20 protein-coding genes are annotated in these 19,885 nt (G+C 66.5%); 12 read left to right on the top strand and 8 right to left on the bottom strand.

All coding sequences use genetic code 11. From position 1 onward, the window contains the following. Positions 1 to 95 precede the first annotated feature (95 nt). From DL240_RS15715 to DL240_RS20800, 5 genes are all read left to right on the top strand, one after another. The gene (locus tag DL240_RS15715; protein WP_111730856.1) at positions 96 to 1,529 is read left to right on the top strand and encodes a hypothetical protein; all 1,434 of its coding nucleotides are present in this window, start codon (positions 96 to 98) and stop codon (positions 1,527 to 1,529) included. 6 nt (positions 1,530 to 1,535) lie between these two features. Continuing rightward, the gene (locus tag DL240_RS15710; protein ID WP_111730855.1) at positions 1,536 to 2,357 is read left to right on the top strand and encodes a fumarylacetoacetate hydrolase family protein; all 822 of its coding nucleotides are present in this window, start codon (positions 1,536 to 1,538) and stop codon (positions 2,355 to 2,357) included. Between the two features lie 308 nt (positions 2,358 to 2,665). Further along, entirely contained in the window at positions 2,666 to 5,104 is a 2,439-nt protein-coding gene (gene gyrB / locus DL240_RS15705) for a DNA topoisomerase (ATP-hydrolyzing) subunit B (RefSeq protein WP_111730854.1), read from the top strand. 78 nt (positions 5,105 to 5,182) lie between these two features. After that, the gene (locus tag DL240_RS20070; protein WP_158542625.1) at positions 5,183 to 5,788 is read left to right on the top strand and encodes a hypothetical protein; all 606 of its coding nucleotides are present in this window, start codon (positions 5,183 to 5,185) and stop codon (positions 5,786 to 5,788) included. Between the two features lie 35 nt (positions 5,789 to 5,823). Continuing rightward, positions 5,824 to 8,292, top strand: a complete 2,469-nt coding sequence (locus DL240_RS20800; RefSeq protein WP_111730853.1) for a PH domain-containing protein — start codon at positions 5,824 to 5,826, stop codon at positions 8,290 to 8,292. A gap of 556 nt (positions 8,293 to 8,848) precedes the next feature. On the opposite strand, the gene DL240_RS15690 is transcribed toward DL240_RS20800, so the two are convergent. Then, complete coding sequence (locus DL240_RS15690; protein ID WP_111730852.1) at positions 8,849 to 9,979, bottom strand: DUF819 family protein; 1,131 nt, start codon at positions 9,977 to 9,979, stop codon at positions 8,849 to 8,851. A gap of 238 nt (positions 9,980 to 10,217) precedes the next feature. On the opposite strand from DL240_RS15690, the gene DL240_RS15685 reads away from it, so the two are divergent. The 4 genes from DL240_RS15685 to DL240_RS15670 all read left to right on the top strand — a co-directional run bounded on the left by DL240_RS15685 (position 10,218) and on the right by DL240_RS15670 (position 12,417). Beyond that, entirely contained in the window at positions 10,218 to 10,712 is a 495-nt protein-coding gene (locus tag DL240_RS15685; protein WP_111730851.1) for a Spy/CpxP family protein refolding chaperone, read from the top strand. Between the two features lie 202 nt (positions 10,713 to 10,914). Next, the gene (locus DL240_RS15680) at positions 10,915 to 11,436 is read left to right on the top strand and encodes an RNA polymerase sigma factor (protein WP_111730850.1); all 522 of its coding nucleotides are present in this window, start codon (positions 10,915 to 10,917) and stop codon (positions 11,434 to 11,436) included. Beyond that, entirely contained in the window at positions 11,409 to 11,891 is a 483-nt protein-coding gene (locus DL240_RS15675) for a hypothetical protein (RefSeq protein ID WP_111730849.1), read from the top strand. The genes DL240_RS15680 and DL240_RS15675 overlap by 28 nt, the downstream gene beginning before the upstream one ends. A gap of 40 nt (positions 11,892 to 11,931) precedes the next feature. Then, positions 11,932 to 12,417: a Spy/CpxP family protein refolding chaperone gene (locus DL240_RS15670; protein ID WP_158542624.1), complete on the top strand. Its 486-nt coding sequence runs from the start codon at positions 11,932 to 11,934 to the stop codon at positions 12,415 to 12,417. A gap of 80 nt (positions 12,418 to 12,497) precedes the next feature. Here DL240_RS15670 and DL240_RS15665 read toward each other — a convergent pair whose 3' ends face one another. The 5 genes from DL240_RS15665 to DL240_RS15645 form a co-directional block, all read right to left on the bottom strand. Next, entirely contained in the window at positions 12,498 to 12,815 is a 318-nt protein-coding gene (locus DL240_RS15665; protein ID WP_111730847.1) for a hypothetical protein, read from the bottom strand. Continuing rightward, a complete protein-coding gene (locus tag DL240_RS15660) occupies positions 12,812 to 13,090 on the bottom strand; it encodes a hypothetical protein (RefSeq protein ID WP_111730846.1) in 279 nt (92 codons plus the stop codon). The genes DL240_RS15665 and DL240_RS15660 overlap by 4 nt, the downstream gene beginning before the upstream one ends. After that, positions 13,090 to 13,539, bottom strand: a complete 450-nt coding sequence (locus tag DL240_RS15655; RefSeq protein ID WP_146618342.1) for a hypothetical protein — start codon at positions 13,537 to 13,539, stop codon at positions 13,090 to 13,092. The genes DL240_RS15660 and DL240_RS15655 overlap by 1 nt, the downstream gene beginning before the upstream one ends. After that, positions 13,536 to 13,781: a hypothetical protein gene (locus DL240_RS15650; protein ID WP_111730844.1), complete on the bottom strand. Its 246-nt coding sequence runs from the start codon at positions 13,779 to 13,781 to the stop codon at positions 13,536 to 13,538. The genes DL240_RS15655 and DL240_RS15650 overlap by 4 nt, the downstream gene beginning before the upstream one ends. Positions 13,782 to 13,956: 175 nt before the next feature. Continuing rightward, positions 13,957 to 14,529, bottom strand: a complete 573-nt coding sequence (locus DL240_RS15645; protein ID WP_111730843.1) for a GNAT family N-acetyltransferase — start codon at positions 14,527 to 14,529, stop codon at positions 13,957 to 13,959. A 237-nt stretch (positions 14,530 to 14,766) separates the two neighbouring features. On the opposite strand from DL240_RS15645, the gene DL240_RS15640 reads away from it, so the two are divergent. Further along, on the top strand, positions 14,767 to 15,708 hold the full coding sequence (locus DL240_RS15640; RefSeq protein WP_111730842.1) for a DUF6503 family protein: 942 nt from the start codon (positions 14,767 to 14,769) through the stop codon (positions 15,706 to 15,708). Positions 15,709 to 15,828: 120 nt separating this feature from the next. After that, positions 15,829 to 17,076, top strand: a complete 1,248-nt coding sequence (locus DL240_RS15635; RefSeq protein ID WP_111730841.1) for a M20 metallopeptidase family protein — start codon at positions 15,829 to 15,831, stop codon at positions 17,074 to 17,076. Here the strand turns inward: DL240_RS15635 and DL240_RS15630 are convergent. Both DL240_RS15630 and DL240_RS15625 read right to left on the bottom strand, forming a co-directional pair. Then, the gene (locus DL240_RS15630) at positions 17,073 to 17,492 is read right to left on the bottom strand and encodes a response regulator (protein WP_111730840.1); all 420 of its coding nucleotides are present in this window, start codon (positions 17,490 to 17,492) and stop codon (positions 17,073 to 17,075) included. The genes DL240_RS15635 and DL240_RS15630 overlap by 4 nt on opposite strands. A gap of 4 nt (positions 17,493 to 17,496) precedes the next feature. Then, complete coding sequence (locus DL240_RS15625; RefSeq protein WP_111730839.1) at positions 17,497 to 18,456, bottom strand: hypothetical protein; 960 nt, start codon at positions 18,454 to 18,456, stop codon at positions 17,497 to 17,499. Positions 18,457 to 18,589: 133 nt separating this feature from the next. Between DL240_RS15625 and DL240_RS20980 the strand changes: the two genes are divergently transcribed. After that, complete coding sequence (locus tag DL240_RS20980; protein WP_430673510.1) at positions 18,590 to 19,312, top strand: site-2 protease family protein; 723 nt, start codon at positions 18,590 to 18,592, stop codon at positions 19,310 to 19,312. Positions 19,313 to 19,885: the final 573 nt, after the last annotated feature.

The following is a 19,885-nucleotide window of genomic DNA, read 5'->3' as shown; positions in this document are numbered from 1 at the left end:
CCCCACGTCTAACCTCCCCCTCTTGAACCGCAGCGGGCCGCCTTTAGGCCTACCTGACTGGGTCATCCGGGCCCGTACGAAGGAGCACAACACACATGTCTGACGACACAAACACCAAAGACTCTCCGGCCAAAAAATCCGACGACATGATGTCCGGTATTGGCGGCATCTTCGATGTCCCCGGTGGCTCAAAGAAAAAGAAGAAGAAAAAGAAAGCTGCCGACACCCCTCCCCCCGCCGCTGAATCGACCGAGGAAGACGCTGCCGTCGAAGAAGACGCCGCCGCAAAAGACACCTCCGTTGAGGAAAAGCCCGCCCGCGACGACAGCAACGTCGACGAGCAGCCCAAGCCCGAAGCGGCCCAGCCGGCTAAAAAGAAGAAAAAGAAAGCCGCAGCCGCCGTCGAAGGCGTCTTCTCCACGTCGGCCTCCGACGATGACGACATCGACCTCTCCTCGCCATACCTCGACGACGAGGATCTGGGCGACATCGCCCCGCCCAAGAACCCCATGATCAAGGTTCTCGTCGGCGTGGTCATCGTCCTCCTGGTCGGCATCGTCGGCCTGGTCCACCACTTCACCGGCTTTGGCGACAACTTCGTCCTGCTCCTCCAGGGCAACTACCAGGAAGAGATGCTCCGGCGCGCTCGCCAGGCCGAAGAAGAGCACCTGGCCGCCCAGCTCGCCGCGATGCCCAAATTCGGCACCCTCACCTTCGCCGGCGGACCCGTCGGGGCCACCATCAAGCTCAACGGACAGATCCAGTACGGTCAGGTCGGCGGCGAAGAAGGCCCCTGGCGCGCCCTGGAACTGGGGCCCACCACCGCCATTCAAAACCTCTCGGTCCGCGACGACCATCACATCGAGGTCAGCGCTCCCGGCCACCAGCCCACCAGCATCAAGCTCACCGAAGGCATGTGGCAGGACAGTGGCAACGGCGACTACCGCTACCACTACACCGCCACCCTCAGCCCCGCCGACGCCAAATACGGCCAGGAATTCGCCCAGCGCATGGAAATGGACGCCGAGAACGACTTCTACGGCACCGCGACCATCAACACCATCCCCTCCGGCGCGCGCCTCCTGATCAACCGCAACATCGCCCTGGATAAAGACGGAAACGAGCTGCGCACGCCCGTCACCTTCGACACCTACTACATCCGGGATGAAGAAAGCGGTGAACTCAAAGAGTATCAGGTCCGCGTGGACACCCCGCCCGACCGCGGCGATCGCCTGGAGCTGACCTTCCCCGACAACGACGAGCTGCCCAACTTCCTCACCTCCATCAACCGCCGCAGCTGGACCTGCAACTGGAAGGATGAGGCCGAGACCAAGCGCCTGCCCGAAGACGCCAGCATCCAGCTCCACTGCGACTACACCTGGACCCTCGAAAAAGACTTCAACGCCATCAACACCTACATCGCCGAGCGCGAAGCCGAATTCGAACGCATCCAGGCCCAGCAAAAAGCTGCCCAGGCCGGCGCCGGCGCCGAAGCTGAAGCCGCTCCCGCCGAAGGTGAGCAGGGCTAACCCAACATGTCACGCAACGATCGCTTTACCCGGCTGGTGCGCATCGCGCACCCGGCCGGGCGTCGTCCGGTCTACGCGCGCTGCGAGGGTGACCTCTTCATCACCCTCGCAGGCGACGTCGCCGATCTCCATCAGGCCATTCGCCAGGGACGCCCCCTCCCCGAAGACGGCGCCCGCATCCGCAAAGATCGCGCCCAACTCCTGGCGCCGGCCTGCCCCTCCAAAGTCATCTGCGTCGGCCTCAACTACCGCGCCCACGCCGAGGAAATGGGAAAACCCCTTCCTCCCGAACCCCTGATCTTTCTCAAGCCCTCCACCGCCGTCATCGGCCCCGACGAGGCCATTGAGCTCCCCCCCGACGCTCACGAGGTCCATCACGAGGGCGAGCTGGCGATGATCGTCGGTGAACGCATCAAAGATGTGCGTGAAGACCAGGCCATGGACGCCATCTTCGGCTACACCTGCGCCTGCGACGTCACCGCCCGCGACATTCAACGCCGCGAATCGCGCTACACCCGCGCCAAAGGCTTTGACACCTTCGCCCCCCTGGGCCCGGCCCTGGCGCTGACCGCCACCTTCAACCCCGCCGAGCACACCCTGCGCTGCTGGGTCGACGGCGAACTGCGCCAGCAAACCCGGCTCAACGACTTCATCTTCGAACTGCCCCGGGTCGTCGCCTTCATCTCCAGCATCATGACCCTGCTCCCCGGCGACGTCATCCTCACCGGCACCCCCGCCGGCGTCGGCCCCATCACCGAGGGACAGCGCGTCGAGGTGGCCATCGACGGCATCGGAACCCTGCACAACCCGGTGCGACGACGCCCCTGACACCCCCCAGCATCCCCCGTCCACCCACGCCTCGCCACCCCGGGGCGTTCCCTCCCCTGCCGACGCCGCGCTCCTCCCCGGCCCCGGCCGATCACATAGACGCCCACCCGCCCCTGTGCTACGCTTCCGCGACTCGCGAGCCTGCGCGCCCGCGCGCGCGCAATCATCCGCGTGCGGGCATCCTTTTGGCTCCTTGATTGTTTCGGATGATTCCGGCGCTCCCCGGGCCCGGCCTCCTCGTTTGCGGCGGCCCCCTCGCAGGAGCTCACCGACCGATCCTGACCCACCGACCCAGGGTAAGACGTACCATGGCCCAAGATAACCAGCTGCCCCAAGACGCCGCCCCTCAGGGCAACGAGTACACCGCCGACGCCATCCAGGTCCTCGAAGGCCTGGAAGCCGTGCGCAAGCGCCCCGGCATGTACATCGGCGACACCGACGATGGCTCCGGACTCCACCACATGGTCTACGAAGCCGTCGACAACTCCATCGACGAGGCGCTGGCCGGTTACTGCGACCAGGTCACCATCACCATCCACCCCGACGAATCCCTCTCCGTCGAGGACAACGGCCGCGGAATCCCGGTCGACATCCACAAAAAACAGGGCCGCTCCGCCGCCGAAGTCATCATGACCGTGCTCCACGCCGGCGGTAAATTCGACCAGAACTCCTACAAGGTCTCCGGCGGACTCCACGGCGTCGGCGTCTCCGTCGTCAACGCCCTCTCCACCTGGCTCACCCTGGAGATCCGCCGCAACGGACAGATCTGGACCCAGACCTACGACCGCGGCGTCCCCCGCGAGCCCCTGCGCGCCATCGGCAAGGCCAAGACCACCGGCACCAAGATCACCTTCTTGCCCGATCCCGAGATCTTCCAGATCACCCGCTTCTCCTTCGACGTCCTCTCCCAACGCCTGCGCGAGCTCTCCTACCTCAACAGCGGCGTGCGCATCGTCATCGTCGATGAACGCGACAACAAGCGCCACGACTTCAACTACGAGGGCGGCCTCAACTCCTTTGTCACCGACCTCAACAAAAACAAATCCCCGCTCCACCCCGAGCCCATCTCCATCGAAAAAGAGCTCCCCGAGCAGGGCATCACCGTAGAAGTCTCCATGCAGTGGAACGACTCCTACAACGAAAACATCTTCTGCTACACCAACACCATCCGTAACCGCGACGGCGGCAGCCACCTCTCCGGCTTCCGCGCCGCCCTCACCCGCACCGTCAACCTCTACGGCGTCTCCAACGGGATGCTCAAAGAGTCCATCTCCGGTGACGACATCCGCGAGGGCATCGCCGCGGTCCTCTCGGTGAAGATGCCCGACCCCAAATTCTCCAGCCAGACCAAAGACAAGCTCGTCTCCAACGAGATCAAGGGCGCCGTCGAATCCGTCGTCAACGAACGCCTGGCCATCTTCCTCGAAGAGAACCCCTCGGTCGCCAAGGCCATCATCGAGAAAGCCATCGCCGCCTCCCGCGCCCGCGAAGCCGCCCGCAAGGCCCGCGAAATCTCCCGCAAGAGCGCCCTCCAGATCTCCGCCCTCCCCGGAAAACTCGCCGACTGCCAGTCCCGCAAGCCCGAGGAAAGCGAGCTCTACATCGTCGAGGGTGATTCCGCCGGTGGCTCCGCCAAGCAGGGCCGTAACCGTAAATTCCAGGCCATCCTCCCCCTGCGCGGTAAGATCCTCAACGTCGAGAAAGCACGCTTCGATCGCATGCTCTCCAACAACGAGATCTCCACCATCATCAGCGCCCTGGGCACCGGCATCGGCCAGGAGTACTTCTCCATCGATAAACTCCGCTACCACAACATCGTCATCATGACCGACGCCGACGTCGACGGTAGCCACATCCGCACCCTCCTCCTGACCTTCTTCTACCGGCAGATGCCCGAAATCATCTCCCGCGGATACCTCTACATCGCCCAGCCCCCGCTCTTCTCCATCAAGCGCGGCCGCACCATGGAGTACCTCAAAGACGAGCGCGAGCTAAACGACCGCCTCATCGAAAACGCCAAAAACGCCCTGACCCTGCGCGGCGCCAACGGACAGGAACTCGTCGGCGATGAGCTCGCAAACTTCATCGACGACCTCCTCAAGTACCGCATGGTCCTGGAGCGCGTCGCCCGAAACCACGACGACCGCATCGTCGAAGAGGCCCTCAAGGTCGGCTTCACCATCGACGACCTCCAGGACCGCGAACGCCTGGAAGCACGCTCCCAGGAACTCCTGGAACGCCTGCGGCAGGCCTTCACCACCGTCCCCTGGCGTGCTCCCCAGATCCTCGAAGATCCCGAACTCGACGACCTCTTCCTGGCCCGCTGGAAGAGCCGCGTCTCGGGTACCTCGGTCGTCTCTCTCCTTAATCGCGCCTTCCTCTCCGGCGTCGATTACCGCGAACTCCTGCGCATCCGACGCGCCTTCGAAGCCCTCGGCGACCACATCATCGTCGATGACGGCAAAGAGCCCGAACCCCTGGACTCCATCGCCGCCGTCCTCAACCGCGTGCTCGCCAGCGGCCGCAAGGGCCAGACCATCCAGCGCTACAAGGGGCTCGGTGAGATGAACCCCGACCAGCTCTGGGACACGACGATGGACCCCGAGACCCGCACCATGCTTCAGGTCCGTATCGAAGACGCCGTCGAAGCCGACGCCCTCTTCACCGTCCTGATGGGCGATCAGGTCGAACCCCGGCGCGAGTTCATCGAAACCCACGCCCTCGACGTGCGTAACCTCGACATCTAACACCCCCGGTGAGCGCCTGCGGGGCGGCCTGGCTTCGTGTTTCCCCCCGCCAGCGCCGCCCCTGCTCCAGGGCTCCCCATGGCGCGCATCCAACTCTTAAGCGGCCCCGCCGTACAGCAATCCCTCCACGACGAGCCCGGCGCTCAGCTCTTTCGCTACCGCCTCAACACCCTGACCCTGGGAGCTGCCCTGGGCCTGGGCCTCATCCTCCTGCTCGTCGCCGCCCTCCTCTTCTTTGGACCCGGCCTCGGCGGCTTCTACACCGCCGGCTTCATCGCCTCCATGGCCCTGGGACTGACTCTCTGCAGCGTCGTCTCCTACTGGTCCAACTTCGCCCGCAAGCACTTCGTCGCCACCACCGACCACAGCCTCCTGGTCGGCCGCAACGACAACGCCTGGCGCGTCGACTGGTCCCTCGTCACCCGCGAAACCCTGGACTTTGAGGGCATGACCCTCTCCCCCACCCGCGCCCGCCTCGACCTGCGCGCCGGCGGCCAGCATATCGCCATCCCCATCTTCACCCCCTTTGTCTACCTGGGCGACCTGGAGGCCCTGATGCTGGCCCTCCTCGAACGCCTCGACATCGACCCCGGCGCCCTCTCCGAAGACTCCGCCGACGACGTCCTCTCCTCCTCCGATACCCCCGACGACGCCCGCTCCGAAATCTCCGAGCGCGCCGACTAATTTTTCTTCATTCTAACCCTGGCGAGGAACCCCTGATGGCATCCCCTGACTCCGTGATTCGCCCGCTTTTCCGGCCCTTTGTCCTGCGTCCCACCCTCTGGGCCGTCGCCTTCGGACTGAGCCTGAGCATCCTCGCCATCGGCTCCCAGGCCGCCACCGCCGGCCCCTCCCCCCTGATGGCCCTCTGGGCCCTGGTCGGCCTGGCCATCCCTTTTTTGCGCTACCTCGAGCGCCGCGCCGCCTTCCACAAAACATCCTTTGAGATCCGCCCCGACCGCATCATCTGCCGCTACGGCACCTGGTTCTCCGAAGACACCCTCGATCTCCCCTTCCGCAACATCACCCAGATCGAGCTCACGCTTCCCTACCTGGAGCACCGCTTCTACAAAACCGGGCACCTGCGCGTGCACGCCGCCAGCTCCGACACCGGCGCCCCCCTGATCTCGGTCCTGGAACCCGAAGCCCTCTACGCCCGCCTCGAAGAGCGCCTGCGACACAACGGCTTCGTCATCAACCGCACCCGCCTCGTCCAGCAAGAAGCCCCCCACTTCCTGGGCACCCTGATGGACGCTGGCGCCTCCAAAAACAACCCGGTCGTCGGCATCGCCCTGATGGTCTTTATCGCGGTCCTTCCCGCCATCGCCGACCACCCCGACCTGTTGGAGTCCGCCCTGATGATGGGCGCCGGACTCGCCACCATCATCGCCCTGGCCGCCGCCGCCCTGGCCTACCAGGTCGTGCGCGTCATCGACCTCAACAAGCGCGTCTACACCCTCTACGACGACGTCGTCGACTACGACGACGGCTTCCTCACCCGCCGCAAACGCCTCATCCCCATCGAGAACCTGGCCGACACCAACATTCACCAGCCCTTCTTGAAAAACCTTCTGGGCATGGCCGACGTGATCATCAGCTGCCAGGGAAGCAGCGCCGACATCCACTTCCCCTCGATGCCCAACGCCAAACCCTTTCGCGACAACCTCAGCCAACTCATCAAATCCACCGAGAGCCCGGCCCAGGCCCCCTCCCAGGCCCCCCCGACGCCCGGCCCCGCCCTCGACGACGACCTGACCGCCCCGGGCACCGCCCCGGCCGCGCTCCGACCGACCGCCCCCAACGCCGCCGGCGCCGCGCCCCCCACCGGCCTGCGCCTGAGCGGCCGACCTCCCCTCACCCTCAAACCCCACATCGGCGCCTGCACCGCCACCAACACCCTCCTCGCGCCCATCCTGGCCGCCTCCCTGCTGCTGGTCTTCGGCCTCATCACCTTCATCGAAAACCAGACCGCCCAGTCGACCGACGTCGCCACGGTCGGCGGCCTCATCACCCTCTTCATCTTCGTCGCCTCCATCCTGGGCGCGGTGGGCAAAGCCATCCAGACCTACGTCCTCACCGACGCCGAGCTCAACGACCAGAAAGTTGCCCTGACCCACGGCCTCTTCAACAAAGAGACCACCGAGTTCGCCCTCGATAAAGTCACTCGCCTCGCCATCACCCGCTCCCCCATCGACCGCCTCTTTAACACCGCCTCCTACGCCTTCAGCTCCATCGGCAGCGCCTCCACCCTTCGCCTGGCCCACATCCCCGACGCCACCACGCTCACTCCCGAGATCGAGCGCCGCCTGGGCTTCGACAACACCGCCCCCACCCACGCCCTGGCCGCCCAACCCACCTCGGCCTCCCTGGCCTACAGCCAGCTGGCGACCCTCGTCTTCTGCTCACTGGGCGTGGTGGCCTCCCTCATCGCCGCCATCTTTTTGCCCGAGGCCCTCCTGGCCAGCGTTGCCTTCCTGATCCTGGGCCTGATCCTGGTCGGCTACGAGGTCTTCCACGCCCCCACCTGCAAGCTCGACCTCTTTGACCACCACCTGCGCACCCGCGGCGGCGTCCTCCTGCACACCCACCAGATGATGGCCCTGCACCACGCCAAAGACCTGCGCACCACCTGCTACCCCGGACTCACCTCCGGCACCCTGCGCATCTCCGGCGGCGGCGAGGCCAGCGCCATCTCGCTGGGCCACCTCCCCGACGTCCAGATTCTCCACGAACGACTCGACGACCGCCTCTTCGACCACCCGCCGCGCCAGACTCGCCAGCCCGACCAACGCCGCACCGAACCCGCCCGCGCCTTTGGCCCCGAGATCCAGGCCGCCGCCCTCCAGGCCGCCGCCCTCACCGCTCTGCCCGTGGTCTCCCTCCCCCTGGCCCCCTTCGCCTTTGTCTGGGCGCGCTACAGCGCCTCCCGCACCACCTTCACCCTGGAGCCCGACCGCATCCGCGTCGACCGCGGCGTCTTCTTCCGCACCCGCGCCTCCGTCCTGCTCAACCGCATCGACCAGGTCAAAACCTCCCGCGGCCCCATCGACACCGCCCTCAAAACCGGCGCTGTCCAGATCTCCACCGTCGGCAGCGCCACCCCCGAGATCACCATCGGCCCCGTCACAAACTTTGAAGAGGTCTACCGCGCCATCGACACCCGCAGCGGCTACGCCCCGGCCTCCTGACCCACAAGCGCCCGACCTGACGTTCTGGGGCCCCAGATCCCCCACTCAGCACGCTTACCTCGCGATCTGGGTACCCAGAGCCCCTACTCAGCACGCTTACCTCGCGATCTGGGTACCCCGGAGCCACCACTCAGCACGCTTACCTCGCGATCTGGGTACCCCGGAGCTCCTACTCAGCACGCTTACCTCGCGATCTGGGTACCCCGGAGCTCCTACTCAGCACGCTTACCTCGCGATCTGGGTACCCCGGAGCTCCTACTCAGCACGCTTACCTCGCGATCTGGGTACCCCGGAGCCCCTACTCAGCACGCTTACCTCGCGATCTGGGTACCCCAGAGCCCCCACTCAGCACGCTTACCTCGCGATCTGGGTACCCCGGAGCCCCTACTCAGCACGCTTACCTCGCGATCTGGGTACCCCGGAGCCCCTACTCGACACGCTTACCTCGCGATCTGGGTACCCCGGAGCCCCCACTCAGCACGCTTACCTCGCGATCTGGATACCCAGATCCACCACTCGACTCCCCGACCTCCTCTTCTTTGGCCCTTAAATCCCCTCATCCCCCACGCAACATAAGCCACCACGCCATCCCCACCCCCAGATAGTTGCCCAGCGCAAATCCCAGCAGCCCCATCGCCACCCCGGGCAAAATCAGCTCCCGATTCCCCAGACGCTCAGCCACCATCGGCACAAAGGGCGGTCCGTAAATCGCCGCCGTCGACGTGATCAAAAAGGTATCCCCATCCACCCGGAGCACACGGGCCAGCAGCGCATGAAGCGCCACCGAGCCCAGCATCACCGCCGCCATCGCCCCCACCACCTCCAGCCCCACCCCCATCAACTCCCCGGGCCGCGTCATCGCCCCGATCCCCACACAGAACACCAGGATCAGGTACTCCCCGGCCTCGTACGTCCCCCGCCACGCCCGCACCCGCGACGATAACGACCCGGCGATCCCTCCGCTGGTGATCCCCAGCATCACCAGCGCCACCGAGAGTTCCCCGCTCACCATAAGCGCTCCCCCCACGCTCAGCGCCACCACCCCCACCGCCAGCCCCACCCCGCGCGCGACCTCCCCGGCCACCACCTCCCTTACTCCTTCCCCGCCCACGGCCTCCCCCTCCCGCCGACGCCCCCGCACATACGCCGGAAACACCCGCCGCACCAACGCCCCGCCCACACTGACCACAAAGAGCAAATACATCCCGCCCACCACCACATCGGCGGCGTTCATCGCCACAAACACCTCCTGACTCACCCCCAGCGCTTTGCCCACGCTCAGCATATTCGGCGTCCCCCCGGTGTAGACCCCGACCATCATCCCGGCCACCCCCGCCGACTCCTGCGACCAGCCGGCCAGCCACCCGGAAAGCCCCCCCACCACCACCAGCACCGACACCACCGCGCTCCCAAACGACACCAGTGCCGCGCGCCCCTGCTTAAGCCACCCCCGCACATCACTCGAAAAGAGCAGCAGCGGAATTGCCAGCGGGATCGCCGCCTCGCTGATCCCCTGCGCCACCGCCTCCGCCACCTCAAGCCCCGGCACATGGGCCAGCACGATCCCGCTCCCGTAGCAGAGCAGCACCGGATGAAAGACCTCAAACGCTCGCCAGCGCGCCTCCAGCCAGCGCGCCAACACCGGCATCCCCAACGCCACGATCACCAGCACCAACGCCCCGATCATCTCGCATCCTCCTCGCCAATCACCATCGCCTCACAGGACTTCAGCCTCCCCCCCTTCCCCCCTCGCGCGCAACCTCCCCCACACCGCCCGACAAAAAAAGCGCGCCCCTCCCCAAAAAAATGAGCGCCCCTGTCATACAGCTCCCCTCCCCGCGGCACTCCTATTCAGAACCATCGGGCACACCCGGTCCACCCACTCACCCGGCGCCGCCTCGGCCACCTCCCCCACAGGAGCTCCCATGAAACGCCTGACCTTCGCCCTGACCGCCCTGCTCACCCTGACATTCCTCCTCCCCATGCAGGCCACCGCCCACCAGCGCCACCAACGTCACCAGGGCGGCGTCGAGCGCCTCTTCCCCTCCCCCCGTCACGTCATGGCGCTCCGCGACGAGCTCAACCTCTCCCAGGACCAACAGACCCGCATCCGCGCCCTGGTCGAGGAACAACGCAGCGCCCACCAGGCCCAGCGTCAAACCCTTCAACAGGCCCGCGCCTCCCTGCGCGAGCAGGTCCAGTCCGGAGCCAACGCCGCGACCATCCGCGGAGCCTTCGACCAGGTCCTGGAACTCGAAAACGAACTCAAACGCCAACGCCTGGAACTCGGCCTCTCCCTGCGCCAGGTACTCACCCCCGAGCAACGCACACAACTCGCCGAAAAGGCCGCAGAACGCCGTCAGAAGGTCCAGAAACGCCGTGAACTACGCCGCCAGCGCACCGCCCCCGCGGCCAACTAAGCCCCTCTTTCATGCCCCATAAACCCGGGCGCTCCCCTGCCGGGGAGCGCCCGCCCTGTATCAGCCCTTTCGACCAAAAACACCGACCCTCCAAAAAAATCCCCGCGCCTGTCATACAGACATCCCCCCCGCGACACGTATACTCAGACGCCTCGGGTGCCCCCGGCCCGCCCATTCGCCCCGCGCCACCGAGCCCGGTTCTATGAACGACCTCCGCCAGCAACTCCAAAGCCTCCACGCCGACGCCTTCCGCTGGGCGCTGCACCAGGCCGGCGAACGCGCCCTGGCCGAAGACGCCCTCCAGGCCGCCTACGAGGCCCTCCTCAACGGATCGGCCTCCTGCACCGATCCCCGCGCCTTCAAGAGCTTCCTCTTCGGCGTCATTCGCAACAAAGTCCGCTCGCTGCGCCGCCGCCAGACCTTCTGGCGCCTGGCCTCCCTCGACTTAGCCGCCCTGCGCAACCTCCCGGCCCCTCCCGACGACCTGGCCAGCCGGGATCCCCGCGCCGCCCAACTCCGCGCCGCCCTCACAAAACTCTCCCCGCGCCAGCGCGATATCCTGGAGCTGGTCTTCTACCACGAACTCACCCTCGATCAGGCCGCCCGCGCCCTCAACATTCACCCGGGCACCGCCCGCACCCACTACGAACGCGCCAAATCCGCGCTCCGCAACCACCTGACCCCCACGGAGGACGCATGCACCGCCACGACGACCCCGCGCTGAGCGAGCGCACCACCGGCGACGCCTCCGCGCTCCCCGACCCCGCCCTGGCCACGCTCTACCGCCAGGCCACCGCCCCCGAACTCGCCAGCCCTGCGCCCGGCTTCGACCGCACCTGGGCCGCCGCGGCCTCCCCCACGCCGGGGCCGCGCGCCGAGCAACGCCTCCCGGCCCTCCTCCTGGGCGGCGGCGCGCTCCTGGCCGCGCTCCTGCTCACCCTGGCCTTCGGGGCCTTCGGCCCCTCCACCGCCGCCCCCTCCACGGCCGACAACCCCACCGAACTCGCCACCGCCTCCCCCACGCCAACCCCTGCCTCTCCCTCGCCCTTCTCCGACGACGACTGGGGCGCCCTGGCCCAGGCCGCCGATGACCTCTGGACCTGGCAGGCCCCCACCGACACCCTCATCGACGATCTCCCCCTCCTCGATGACCTCACCACCGCCGACAACCCCGGCTAACCCCTCGGCCCGACCTGCCCCACGCTCACAGGAGCCCTCCATGAAACCCCTGCCCCTTGCCCTGACCGCCCTGCTCACCCTCACCCTCCTCCTCCCGATGCCGGCCGCCGCTCAGCAACGCCACCACCAGCCCGAGGGCGGCGTCGAGCGCCTTTTCCCCAACCCCCGACGAATCATCGAACTCCGCGATGAACTCGGCCTCTCCCCCGACCAGCAGACCCAAATCCGCACCCTGCTCCAGGAGTCGCGCAGCACCCACCAGGCCCGGCGGCAGGCCCTCCAACAGGCCCGCGCCTCCCTGCGCGAACAGGTCCAATCCCAGGCCAACGCCAACGCCATCCGCCAGGCCTTCAACCAGGTCCTGGAACTCGAAAACGAACTCAAACGACAGCGCCTGGAACTCGGCCTCTCCCTGCGCCAGATCCTCACCCCCGAACAACGCGCCCAACTCATCGAACACACCACCGAGCAACGCCAGCAACGCCGTGGCAAACGCCGCCCACGCCAGGCTCCCACGGCCAACTGAGCGCCTCCATCACCCCCACAAAAAAGGCGCGCCCTCTTCAGGGCGCGCCTTTTCTATCAACATGTCTCCACTCCACCTGCTTACGGAGACCAGGGATCGCTCAAATCCTCCTCCCCCCGCATATGCGGGTTGAGCATATTGGCCAGACGCAGCTGATCGCGACAGAGCAACGCATTGCCCTCCTGCACCTTGCACACCCTCACATGGGTCGTACGCGACGCATCCACGTCAAACACTCCCGACGACTGCTGGCGCTCGTACACCACGATCACCGTCTCTTCGTCATGCCAGTGCGTAAACGTCGCGTCCCGATACGTCGCGCTCCCCGCACACCCCACGGCCATCCCGCTCACCAGCGCCAGCAACGCCACCTTCCACCACATTCTTGCACGCATCATCGGTACTCCTCGGTGCGCAAGAGCACCGTCTCACGGCACGCAGACTCCTGGCCGGCCTCCTCCTCATCGATCGAACAGACCTCCAGCACCAACGCCGCATCATTCCGGCTGCTCCCGGCCGTCGATGGATAAAGCGGGTTGTAGATGTACTTCACACTACGCTCTCCCACGACCTGATAGTCGGTCATATACACGTACTCCGGCATCGCACAGCCAGCACTCAGGCTCAGCAAAAGCGCGCTTACCAGCACCATCCACATCCTGCGGGCTCCCATCACTGCACCTCCTGATCCGGCGTCGACTCCTCCGCCGGCACCTCGTCAGCCTCCACCGGAGTCTCTTCAACCTCTTCCGCCGACGCCTCATCAACCTCGACCGGCGCCTCCTGCTTCGGCCCCGACACCATCCCCGAGGGCGGTAGACTCACCCGTCCGTACATCCCGGCAAGCCCCGGCGCACAGACCCGCGCCCCCTGGTCTTCACAGACCTTGGTGCAGGTCATCTTCCCCTCCCCCTTGCCGCAGCGCCAGTAGTTGATCCCCACGGCCTCCACCTGCTCATAGAGAGGCCCCAGCCGGGTCACCCGCTCCCCGGCGGTCTGCAGCGTGTAGAACTGACCCTCATGTTGGGAATCCACCTGCCGGATGGTGTAGCGCATCTCGCTGCATCCCATCGCGCCGACCGCCAGCAGCACCAGTGCCCACCCGATCATCGACCTCATCATTGGTACTCCACGTCTAAAATCTGGCAGTTCGAGAGCTGATCCCCCTCAAGATCACACTCGATCACTCCCCGATCGCTCTCTTCCCCGGAATGCTGGCTGTACAAAAAGGTGACCTTCGTCGCCGACGAATCCACCGCCTCCACCTGACGCATCCCCGGGGTCACACACCCGCTGAGCCCCGCGCACAGCGCGACCACGCCAACCCAACGCCAGACCGCAGCCTGGCACATCGTGTTCATCATCCTGACTCCTGCCAACAACAACCACCGACACATCCACTTCACATCGCCCTCGCCCCCTCCGAAGCCACAGCAAGCTGAAGGCCTTCCGCAACTCCGGGGGCGAACGAACAGTGCGCCCCAGCGTAGTGGATGACCGAACACCCCGACAAGCCCGGCCGCCCCCCCACTCGCACACTCACTGCGCGGCGAGTGGCTCCAGCTTGTCAGCGCCCCCCACACGCTCGCTATCTTCCACGATCTCTGCCAGATCGCGGCGCATCACCGTGACCTCCTCCCCACGATAGGTCTCCACGGCCACCACCTCCCAGCCCAGCCGCTCATAAAGCGGGGCCTGATCCGGCGTATACAGATACAGCTCCTCCACCCCCTGATCGGCGGCGACCTTCTCCACCCGACGTACCAGCCGACTCCCGATCCCCCGACGACGCACCGACTCATCCACGTACACCGTCGACAACCACGGCCCACACTCCGGATAGGTCTCCAAATCCTCTTCGGCCAGGCTGATGGTCCCCACGATCGCCTCCTCCTCCACCGCGACCAGCGTCAGTGGAAGCCCCTCGGTCACCGCGCTCTCGCGCAGCTCCCGGACACGCGAGGCCACCGACTTCTTCGGACTCAAATGCGCCCACTCCTCCTGGTGCCACCGGGCCACCTTGCGCATCTCGGCCAGCTCCTCGGCGCTCAACTCCTCGACCGAGGGCTCCTCCATCCCGAGATGTTCCGAAAGGTACGTGATCTCAATCATGCCTCTTCTCCATACTTAGATTCACTGAACACATGCCACTGTGTAGGGGATGGCCCTACATCTTTCAAGCGCCCCTCCCCGCCGCCCCGTTGACCTCTGCCACCGGGGCTTACTACTCCCTAAACACACCTCGATGACGATGAACCCCGCAGACACGACATCAACGCGAGCTCAGAGCGCACCTCATTATCCCTGCACTCAACCTCACCGCCTCGCCCACCTCGCCACGGAGACTCCATGCGCGCCCTCCTCCCGCTGAGCGTTATCACGACCCTCCTCATCACCACCTCGGGCTGCGACGACGCTCCCCCGGCCAAGGCGCCCCCCAACGCCCCTAACCTCGCCACGTCGACCACCTCACCACCTCCCAAAGACCCATCCTCCCCACGCAACGCGCCCCTCAAACCCGATCCCCACTGGGTCGAATCCCACGTGGACGACGCTCACCAGCGCCTCTCCGAATCCGACGCGGGGAAGATCCTCCTGAAATCCATTGAGGCCCACGGCGGCCTGAGCACCTTCTTCAACAACGGCCCCCTTTTCTTCCGCTTCGACGACCGTCCGCTGGCAGGCGCCCCCCGCGACACCCGCCAGCTCATCGACACCTGGTCCTCCCGCGCATCCCATACCCTGACCGACGCCCCCGACGTCGCCTTCGGCTACGATGGCCACAACGCCTGGATCGCCCCGGCCAACGCCAAACTTCCCTTCAACCCCCGCTACTGGGCGCTGACCCCTTACTACTTCGTCGCGCTGCCCTTCGTCCTGGCCGACCCCGGCGTTCTCCTGGACTACGAGGGCAAAGCCTCCTTTTTAGGACAGACCTACGAAGTCATCCGCGCCACCTTCGAACCCGGCGTCGGCGACACCCCCGACGACGTCTATGTCCTCTACCTCCATCCCGAGACCTACCGCCTCCACGCCATCCGCTACAGCCTCTCCTACCCGGGCCTGGTCCCCGAAGGCGGCAACTCCCCCGAACGCTTGATGAGCTACGACGACCCCGCAACCTTCCACGGCATCACCCTGGCCACCTCCCACAAGACCTACACCTACGACGATCATCAGCCCGGCGACCTCCTCACCACCATCACCCTCTCCGAAATCGCCTTCCAGCCCGAGCGGACCCTGGCCGACATCCTCCCTCCAAAGAACGCCTCCCTACTCCCGGGCGACTGAACCCCCGCGCGGGTTGATGTTTTCACGCTCGATCGCTTACCCTCGCCAGCCTCAGAGCCCTGACCGCCGGGCCCCCTCCGGGCCCTGGCGACGCCCCCTCCCGCAGCACCGGACCCTCGCATGAACGCCCCTTCCTCCGAGCTCATCGAACGCCTCTCCAACACCCTCCAGGCTCAAACCGACCACCTCATCGAACTGCGACGCCAGCTCCACGCCCACCCCGAACTCAGCCAACACGAGTTCGAAACCACCCGCACCATGGTCGCGCGCCTCCAGGAACTCGGATTTACAACCTTCGTCCGCCCCGAGGGCACCGGCTTCTACGCCGACCTCACCCCGGTCGGCTTCGATCCCGAGATCCACCCCACCATCGCCATCCGCTCCGACATCGATGCCCTCCCCATCAACGAGCTCAACGACGTCCCCTACAAATCCCAGAACCCCGGCGTCATGCACGCCTGCGGGCACGACGTCCACATGGCCACCGTCTTCGGCTCCGCCCTGGGACTGCTCGATCTCAAAGACCACCTCCCCGGACGCCTGCGCCTGATCTACCAGCACGCCGAAGAAACCGTCCCCGGAGGCGCCACCGAAATGGTCGACTTCGGCGCCATCGACGGCGTCGACGCCGTCCTGGGCCTGCACTGCGACCCCGAACTCCCCATCGGGCGCGTCGGCGTGCGCCCCGGCCCCTTCACCGCCTCCTTCGACCTCTTTGAACTCACCATCGAAGGCAAAGGCGGCCACGGAGCGCGCCCCCACCAGTGCACCGACCCGATCTTTGTAGGCACCCAGGTCGCCAACGCCCTCTACCAGCTCCCCGCCCACAACTTCGACGCTCGCATCCCCGCCGTCATTACCCTGGGCTCCTTCCAGGCCGGCGCCGTCGCCAACGTCATCCCCGAGTCCGCCTCCCTCTCCGGCTCCATCCGCACCATCAGCCCCGAGCACCGCGACCAGCTCGACGACCTGCTACGCCGCATCATCGGGGGCATCTGCCTGGCACACGGCGCCTCCTACGAGCTCAAGCTTATCCGCGGCGCCCCCGCCATCCACAACGATCCCTACCTCACCGACGCCATCACCGAGATCGCCACCGATATCCTCGGCGACCAGGGCATCTACCGCATCCCCCTCCCCTCCATGGGCGGCGAAGACTTCTCCGTCTACTGCGAACGCGTCCCCGGCGCGATGTTCCGCCTGGGCACCGGCGCCCGGGCCCCACGAAACTTCCTCCACTCACCCCACTTCAATATCGATGAGCGCGCCCTCACCATCGGCGCATCCATCCTGGCGCGCACCGCCCTGCGCCTGCTTCACGAAAAAGCCCTCGAGAAAAAAACCGACCGCATGGTCCGCCCCCTCTAAACGCGCCCTTCGCCCCCGGGAGACTCCCCGGGGCGCGCCTCCTCCGACGCGAAAACCTCCTGCACCACCTCCCGAAGCCGATCCAGCTCAAAGGGCTTGCGCAACAGCTTCACCCCCTCATCGCGGATCTGATCCCCGAGCATGCCGTCCCCGCTGATCCCGCTCATAAACACCACGCGGGCCGCCTGCTTCGGCCACTTGCGACGCACATCCTCAAAGAGATCCAGCCCGCTGTACCCGGGCATCATCACGTCGCATAAAAACACATCGAAGCGCTCCCCCTCCTCCAACGCCTCCAGCGCTTCGCCCGCCTTCTCAAAGACGCGCACCTCCCAGTTTCGTTTCAACGCTCGCGCGACAATGTCGCCGATCATCGGCTCGTCATCGACCACCGCTACCTTCCCCATCGTCGCCATCGTCCTACCTCCCGGGCATCGAACTGCTTTCGTTGGGCTCCTGACAAACGAACCTTTCGCTCACCGGCGCTCTTCCTTCCCTCGTCCCCCTCTCCCTCAGAAACAACCTTAACCACGCCTGCTGCTCCTCCTCACCAAACGCCCCCACCTGCCACCCTGGCCAGCCCGGCACCGCCACCTCAAACCGGCCTCCCACCTCCCAACGCACCCACCCGGCCGGCACCAGCACCTCGCCAAGCAGCCCCCGCACCGCCCCACGCACCGCCCGGCGCTCCACCCCGGCCACCCACACCTTCAGCCCTCCTCGCGTCGACACATCCACCTCCCGGGCGGCTCGCCGCGCAAAACGCATCGCCTCTTCACAAAGCGTCACCAACGCCTCTTCGCTCTCCACCCCCGCCCCGCGCTCCCCCATCATCCCGACCACCACCGCCAGGCTCACAAACACCTGCCGACGCAACGCCTCCAGGCGCTCCACCTCCATCACCCCCTCATCTCGCCAGCCCACGCCCCGCGCTCCCCCCCAGGGCGCCTCCCGCTGCACCTCACCCACAAGCCGCACGCCCCACATCGGGTGCACTCCCAGCGCCAGCAGCCAGCTCGCCGCCGCCCCCGGAGGAGTCAACCAGCGCAAAAACCCCTCCAGCAATCGCTGCCGCGCTTCCTCCTCCGTCCAACCTCGAACCTCCGCTACATAGCTCCCCGCTCCCAACCCTCCGGGCTGCGCCCGCAGTACCCCGGCCCCGGCCGCCACCCCGGCCAGCGCCGCCCACCCTCCGGCCGGCACCCCGCCGCTGACCTCGCTTAACCCGCGCGCCTCCTCCGGATGCAGCCGCCAGATCCCCTCCTGACGCAAAAGCCCCCTGGCTTCCACCCGCCTCACCAGCTCCCCCAGCCCGGCCAATACCCCCACACCGACATCCTCCCCGCGTCGTTGCCCTTCATAACTCACCAACTCACCCATCATCCCCTCCTCGCCACGCCCTGGCTCCCATCGATAACGACGCCCTCCCCCCCGCACAGCGCAATCGCTCGATGTCTGGATTATCGCCGCCCTGTTTCTAGTTTTAACCCCCGATTGCCCCGTGCTCCTCTGGATGTCCTGCTCCCCGATAGTCCCCATGCGTATTCGTCAATCGACCGGTCCCCGCTGGAAACTCGCCACCTTCTCCGGCCACACCATCTACGTCGAAGCCTGGTTTCTTGCCCTGGTAGCCTTCTTCGTCTTCTCCGGCCTCCAATCCGCCCAACAGCTCCCCTACCAGCTGATGTGGGCCCCCATCCTCTTCTTCGGCATACTCCTTCACGAACTCGGACACGCCGCCGCCTTCAAAAAAAGCGGCTTCGGCACCTCCACCATCGTGCTCCAGGGCATGGGCGGCGTCGCCATCAACCACCGCGCCAACCCCAACCCCAACCAGGGCATCTTCATCGCCCTGGCCGGGCCCGCCGTCACCCTGGCCCTGGCCCTGCTCTCCTTCGGCGGCCTCCTGGCCCTCAACGCGCTGGCTCCGGCCAACGCCTGGCCCCTGCTTCGCCACCTCCTCCAACTCTCGGCGATGGTCAACGCCTTCTGGCTCCTCTTCAACCTCCTCCCCATCTTTCCCATGGACGGAGGCCAGGCCCTCTTCCACGTTTTGCGCAAGCGAAACCCCCAACGCCAGGCCCTGGCCAACGTCGCAAAAATCTCGCTCGGCACACTGATGCTCGCTGCCGCCCTGGCGCTCTACTTTCTTAACGGCGGCATCTTCATCCTGCTCATCCTGGGCTTCTTCGCCTACACCAACTGGCAGCTCCTCGAACAAACCCGCGCGCGCTAAAGCCCGACTCTCGGCCCCCCGTCCCCACCCCAGCGCCGCCACCACCTCCACCCTCACCGGCGCCTCCTCCTGCACCTCCAGGCGCTGAACCTCCTCCCAGAGCGCCCGCGCACCGCCTCCCAGCGCCAGCAGCCCCTCCCAACGCCGCAACACCCCGGGGGGCTGCTCCCGGAGCACCCGCTGCCGATAGCGCCCCACCCCTTCCAGCCCCACACCCAGCTCCCCACCACGCGCCCCCTCCGACACCACGCGCCACACCCGCACCTGCACCGCACCCCGTCCCAACACCGCCGGCGCCAGACGAGCCCCTTCCAACTCCGCACGTCGACGCCTCACCCACCCCTGCACCGCCTCCCAACACGCCTCGTCCCGAGGCTCCCAGGGCCTCACCTCCGCCCGCGCCTCCCCCAGCGCGACCAACCCGCCGAGCCTCTCCACCAGACGCCCCACCCGCACCCCCGACGCCCCCGCGCTCACCCACACCGTCCGCTCCACCCCCGCACACACCCTGACTCTCGCCAGTACACGCTCCACCTCTCCCTCTCCCACCCTCATCCACCCTCCCACGGCCTC

It is taken from the genome of Lujinxingia litoralis, assembly GCF_003260125.1.
Taxonomy (GTDB): domain Bacteria; phylum Myxococcota_A; class Bradymonadia; order Bradymonadales; family Bradymonadaceae; genus Lujinxingia; species Lujinxingia litoralis.
The sequence above is the reverse complement of the archived record's forward strand: the minus strand, read 5'-3'. Positions and strand labels throughout refer to the sequence as shown.

Bases quoted from the DNA above. Each gene is read 5' to 3' on its own strand.
- DL240_RS15670 (WP_158542624.1), top strand. From the start codon at position 11,932: ATGAAACCCCTGCCCCTTGCCCTGACCGCCCTGCTCACCCTCACCCTC.
- DL240_RS20980 (WP_430673510.1), top strand. From the start codon at position 18,590: ATGTCCTGCTCCCCGATAGTCCCCATGCGTATTCGTCAATCGACCGGT.
- DL240_RS15690 (WP_111730852.1), bottom strand. From the start codon at position 9,979: ATGATCGGGGCGTTGGTGCTGGTGATCGTGGCGTTGGGGATGCCGGTG.
- DL240_RS15715 (WP_111730856.1), top strand. From the start codon at position 96: ATGTCTGACGACACAAACACCAAAGACTCTCCGGCCAAAAAATCCGAC.
- DL240_RS15660 (WP_111730846.1), bottom strand. From the start codon at position 13,090: ATGGGAGCCCGCAGGATGTGGATGGTGCTGGTAAGCGCGCTTTTGCTG.
- DL240_RS15710 (WP_111730855.1), top strand. From the start codon at position 1,536: ATGTCACGCAACGATCGCTTTACCCGGCTGGTGCGCATCGCGCACCCG.
- DL240_RS15685 (WP_111730851.1), top strand. From the start codon at position 10,218: ATGAAACGCCTGACCTTCGCCCTGACCGCCCTGCTCACCCTGACATTC.
- DL240_RS15675 (WP_111730849.1), top strand. From the start codon at position 11,409: ATGCACCGCCACGACGACCCCGCGCTGAGCGAGCGCACCACCGGCGAC.
- DL240_RS15650 (WP_111730844.1), bottom strand. From the start codon at position 13,781: ATGATGAACACGATGTGCCAGGCTGCGGTCTGGCGTTGGGTTGGCGTG.
- DL240_RS15655 (WP_146618342.1), bottom strand. From the start codon at position 13,539: ATGATGAGGTCGATGATCGGGTGGGCACTGGTGCTGCTGGCGGTCGGC.
- DL240_RS15665 (WP_111730847.1), bottom strand. From the start codon at position 12,815: ATGATGCGTGCAAGAATGTGGTGGAAGGTGGCGTTGCTGGCGCTGGTG.
- DL240_RS15630 (WP_111730840.1), bottom strand. From the start codon at position 17,492: ATGGCGACGATGGGGAAGGTAGCGGTGGTCGATGACGAGCCGATGATC.
- DL240_RS15625 (WP_111730839.1), bottom strand. From the start codon at position 18,456: ATGGGTGAGTTGGTGAGTTATGAAGGGCAACGACGCGGGGAGGATGTC.
- DL240_RS15635 (WP_111730841.1), top strand. From the start codon at position 15,829: ATGAACGCCCCTTCCTCCGAGCTCATCGAACGCCTCTCCAACACCCTC.
- DL240_RS20800 (WP_111730853.1), top strand. From the start codon at position 5,824: ATGGCATCCCCTGACTCCGTGATTCGCCCGCTTTTCCGGCCCTTTGTC.
- DL240_RS15645 (WP_111730843.1), bottom strand. From the start codon at position 14,529: ATGATTGAGATCACGTACCTTTCGGAACATCTCGGGATGGAGGAGCCC.
- gyrB (WP_111730854.1), top strand. From the start codon at position 2,666: ATGGCCCAAGATAACCAGCTGCCCCAAGACGCCGCCCCTCAGGGCAAC.
- DL240_RS20070 (WP_158542625.1), top strand. From the start codon at position 5,183: ATGGCGCGCATCCAACTCTTAAGCGGCCCCGCCGTACAGCAATCCCTC.
- DL240_RS15680 (WP_111730850.1), top strand. From the start codon at position 10,915: ATGAACGACCTCCGCCAGCAACTCCAAAGCCTCCACGCCGACGCCTTC.
- DL240_RS15640 (WP_111730842.1), top strand. From the start codon at position 14,767: ATGCGCGCCCTCCTCCCGCTGAGCGTTATCACGACCCTCCTCATCACC.